Raw genomic sequence first — 4,388 nt, 5'->3', positions numbered from 1 at the left:
GATGAGGTGGTCTGCGAGCCAGCCGCCCCGAACGCGGCCGCGGCGCCAAGGAAATAACGTCGTTTCATAGTTCCGACTCTACAACAACCGCCGTCGGGCGAGCGCCCGAGTCGGCGACGGAACCGTGCCAAGCGGCTAGGCCCGCTTCCCTTGGGCGCGGCTCAGCTTCGGCTTCCGAGCCGCTACTGAAAGGATCGGTTGGTCCCGATCTCGGCGCCGTCTCCACCCGCATGCCCGCCGCGCCGCATCATCGACGGCGTCATTGGACTGCGGGGTCCCGGCTTCGTCCGCCGGGGCTGCCAGGGGTGCTGGGAGGTTCCGGTAGGCGAGCACTGCCGCGCCTGGGCGGGCTCCTTTCACCATCGTCTCGTTCGATTCGCGCTGCAATCCGGACACGCCCTCAAACTGGATCCACTTGCGGCGAGACGATTCGCGAAGACCGTCGGCGGAGTGAGAACTGGCCCTGAACCCGGATGACGAACGGAGGCGAGCTCATGCTCGCCGTGGTAGCTCGACTGATCGATCAATACTTTAGGATCCTCTATACTTTTGCGCACTTCAGCCGATAGAATAGGCCGACACGCCGGTTCTCCGGAAGGCGAGAGATCCATGGAGAAGCAGTCGAGACCCCGACGAACAGTCGCCATCGCGGTGGCGAAGGGCGTCATACCAGGCCTGTTGCTCGCCCTGCTGTCGGTCATACTCTGGCAGGTCTATCCCCGTGACCCGCGCATTGCCAGCGTTGTCATGCTGGTCGGCTCGTTTCTTCTGTTCCTGCACACGTACCGGCGGGACTGGATGCTGCGCTGGTACACCTGCCTGCTGCCGGCGGTAGCGTCCATCGGCTGCTACCTCATTCAGACATTCCTGCTGGAGGTGGATAAGCCGCTCGGCCCCATGGGCGCCGGGATCGGGGTGGGCATCGTGCTGGGATTCGCCCGCGGCTACGGACACAAGGTCTTCCACAAGAACGGCCGGGTGTACGCGCGGCGGACCGTTCTCGTCCTGATTGTGTGGCTGATCTCCTACCTGCTGACACAGTCCTTCGCCCTGTTCGGCGCGGCGGAGCTCGTCGCCTGGGGTTTGACCGGCGGAGCGTTTACAACCGCCATCGTGACGATGTTCTCGATTGTGCTCTTCGTCCGGTACCTGTCGAACCGGAACCGGCCCTCACCAGCCCCGGCCGGGGGTCCGGCGGTGGCCCTGCTGGCCATCTGCGGGATGCTGGCGGGCGGGACTTCCGGCGTCGCTCAAACGGGTTTTCAGGCCGGAAACGCTCAACAGCTCGGAACCTGGCAGGGCCCTCCGCCGATCGTCGAGGATTGGGGCGTGCGTTTTGGCAAGACGGTCTATCAGGCGCGGCTTCACCCCCAGGTGCTGCAGCAGATCCAGGCGGCCAAGGGCCGTTGGAGAGCGGACGGCAGCTGCCGGCTGAGCCTCGAAACCTGGTCCTTCGAGGGAGGCCGCCTGGTGGTGGATTGGGACCAGATGACGGCCTCGCTGGACCCTATCAAAGTAACCGCCAACACCCTCAAGGACTGTGAAGGTTACACGATGCGGACTGCCCGCTGGGACGAGATCCGGCCGGCGGTCCCGCCGCTGGTAACCCATGGGTCGGGTGACCGGTTGGAGATCAGGAGCGTTGTCGTTTTCGGAACCACCTGGCAGGCGACCCAGTTCTACAAGGAGACGAACAACCAGGACACCCAGGGACCGAACTCGAGCGCAACCACCAACCTCGTCCACAGGATCCACAACACGTTCATCCTCGGGTCCGGCTGGTCCGAGTCGTTCGGCTGGCTGAGGGGCCGCGGCGCCACCCCACTAGAGACAATTCAGTCCGGCGGGAACACCGGCCAGACGTACGCGATGCCGCCAGGTTCGCTCCGGTTTCCGGGAATCGTCCACAGCCTCCTCGAAGCGCGTATCAAACCGCCGGGCCACGACGACTACATTCTCTACCAGGCCGTCGAAACGACAGGGCGCGCACCGGCCGATCCCCGCCTCACCACCGAGGTGAGGAGCGACAGGAGCGGATGGGCGGCGGACAGTCTCCGCGGGCAGACCCGCCTGCGGGGGCGGCTGGTCCGCGTGGTCCGCTCGCCGGAAGACGACATCGCCGACGGGCGATATGAACAGTACCGGCAGGCGGCCATCGCGGTTGACGCCACCGATTACGTTGGCCGGCCCCCGGGTGAAGCCTATGGCTCAGACCCGAAAGTGCGGATCAGCCGCGCCTCCTCGGAGGCCGAACTTCAGAGCGACTGGGACAAACGGACCGCGTCCCTCACACCGGTCCGCGTTCTTACCAGTGTCAACCGTGGGAACCTGAGCCCCCGCAAGAACCCGATCGTCGAGGAGTTGCTCGAGCTCTTCGCTCCCGCCAGCCCGGGAAAAGTGCAGTTCTCACCGTCGGGCGTGCGGGAAATCACCGGCGGGACCCTCACGGTGTCATACACCGCCGGAAGCTCCGAACTGGTTCCCGGTCCCGCGGAGGGTCAAACTCAGAAGAGAGCGCGCGGCGGCCGCACCACGCAGAATCCGGCGACGATGCGCGGCAAACCGGTGCGGATCTCCTGGCAGGCGGTTCCGCAGGCCGGCGGCGCGATGCTGCTCCGCCTCTACGCGCGGCCCTGGGCTCAGCAGCCATTTCCGGGCGCGCCAAACCTGCCGGCCCGCTACGATTTCCTCTTCACACCCACGGCGGCGGGCCCGGCGGCTCCCGCGGAGGTCAGCACGTCGGGCGGCGGCGGCCAACCCGGCACTCCCGACGTGGCCGCGACACCGCCGCCTCCCTCTGGGGTCCGGGATTCGGCCGGCGCTCTCAGCGAAGCCGAGCTGGAAGCCGCGATGGAGCGCCTCAACGAAGAGGCCGATCTGGTCGTGGACGCCCTTGCAGCTCAGGGCCTGCCCGACGGTGCGGTCTACGTCGGCATGATGGCCGGCCTCGGCCTGTTGCTGGCCGGCGTCAGCCTCAACACGGCTCTCAATCTCTCGCTGGCGCTCGCACAGACGGCGCAGCAAACGGTGGACAACGCCGCCCAGGCCGCTGCCCCCGCACTGCCGGACCTGGTGGACCCAACCACCGGCGAGGTCCTCGCCTCCGACGGAGACAAAGTCTATTGGGACGACGACTCCGGCTGGGTTGACCGTCAGACGGCCCAGCAGTGGATCGACGAGATCAACGCTGAACGGCGGCAGCGCGACGCGGAGGGCAACCGCAGATGGCAGGACATCCAGAACGACCGCGATCGCAACCTGTGGTTCCTCGAAAACCGCGACACCCTCACGGCCCCGGACGACCTCGGTAGAGTAGGAGAGAGGGCGACACCGAGGTGTGACCCACTCTCCCCTCGTCGAACCGGACAAGCGGATTTCCCGCATCCGGCTCTCCTGGAGACTTTCGCCTCAGGCATGCACAGGCAGTTGCACGGTGGCCCCCTTCACAGATACAGCAGCCCAAAACGTTCGAGTTGCTCATAGAAGGTGACGCCCTTCGGCGGTCGGAAGGGCCGTTGGCTGCGCCGTCTCAGATGCTGCGTGAGACGGTAACGAACGTACGCGTTGATGTCACGGAACCCTTTGCGGGGATGCCCAAAGTCGAAGTAGTTCCGCCAGCCTTCCAGGTGCCGGTTCAGCTCCTCAATCAGTCGCGGGATCGGCTTGAAGCACTGTCGATGATTGGTCATCTCGTGCAGCTTCCCCCGCTCCCTCTTGAGTGCCTTCGCCGACGGGGCCACATGCAAATACCGCCACCCGCGCCCTTCCAGGTCGTCGTGGTAGCGAAACGTGAAGCCCAGAAAGTCCAGACTCGCTCCTTCGTCCTTCAGGTTGACCACCCGCGTCTTGTCCCGATTGATCTCCAACCCGAGCCAGCCCTCGAGTTTCGATTCCGTCCAGCCCGTCAGGCCATCACCTTGGTAGCGCGCCAGCACGACAAAGTCATCGGCGTAACGCACCAGCTTGGCTCCCGCCCACTGGGCCGGACCATCAGCTCGATGAAACAGCTTGTCGAACCAATGCAGGTACAGATTACTGAGCAGCGGCGAAATCACCCCACCTTGAGGAGTTCCTCGGCGGGGACGATTCCATTGCTCCGGCTCGCCTGGGCCGCCCGGTTCTACAACAGGGCTTTTCAGCCACATCCGGATCAGCTTGAGCACACTCCGGTCCACCACTCTCTGACGCACACAAGCGAGAAGCTTGTCATGCGGAATCGAATCGAAATAGCCTTTCAGATCCGCGTCGTACACCGCCTGATACCCGGCCTTGATGTGACCGCGTATCTCCTCCAGCGCCTGGTGGGCCGAGCGGCCCGGTCGGAACCCATAGGAGCAATCCTCGAAATCCTCCTCGAAGATCGGCTCCAGAATTAACAGGGTTGCCAT

General features: G+C 65.0%; 2 protein-coding genes. One reads left to right on the top strand and one right to left on the bottom strand.

The features are described 5' to 3' along the window. Positions 1–609: 609 nt before the first annotated feature. Entirely contained in the window at positions 610–3,483 is a 2,874-nt protein-coding gene (locus GY769_04140) for a hypothetical protein (GenBank protein MCP4201104.1), read from the top strand. On the opposite strand, the gene GY769_04135 is transcribed toward GY769_04140, so the two are convergent. After that, on the bottom strand, positions 3,444–4,388 hold a 945-nt coding region (locus GY769_04135), incomplete at its 5' end, for a group II intron reverse transcriptase/maturase (GenBank protein MCP4201103.1). The two genes, GY769_04140 and GY769_04135, sit on opposite strands and share 40 nt — an antisense overlap.

Source organism: bacterium, from assembly GCA_024224155.1.
GTDB lineage: Bacteria > Acidobacteriota > Thermoanaerobaculia > Multivoradales > JAHEKO01 > CALZIK01.
The sequence above is the reverse complement of the archived record's forward strand: the minus strand, read 5'-3'. Positions and strand labels throughout refer to the sequence as shown.

What these genes read in the sequence shown, in the direction of transcription:
- GY769_04140 (MCP4201104.1), top strand. Translation starts at nt 610, where the DNA reads ATGGAGAAGCAGTCGAGACCCCGACGAACAGTCGCCATCGCGGTGGCG.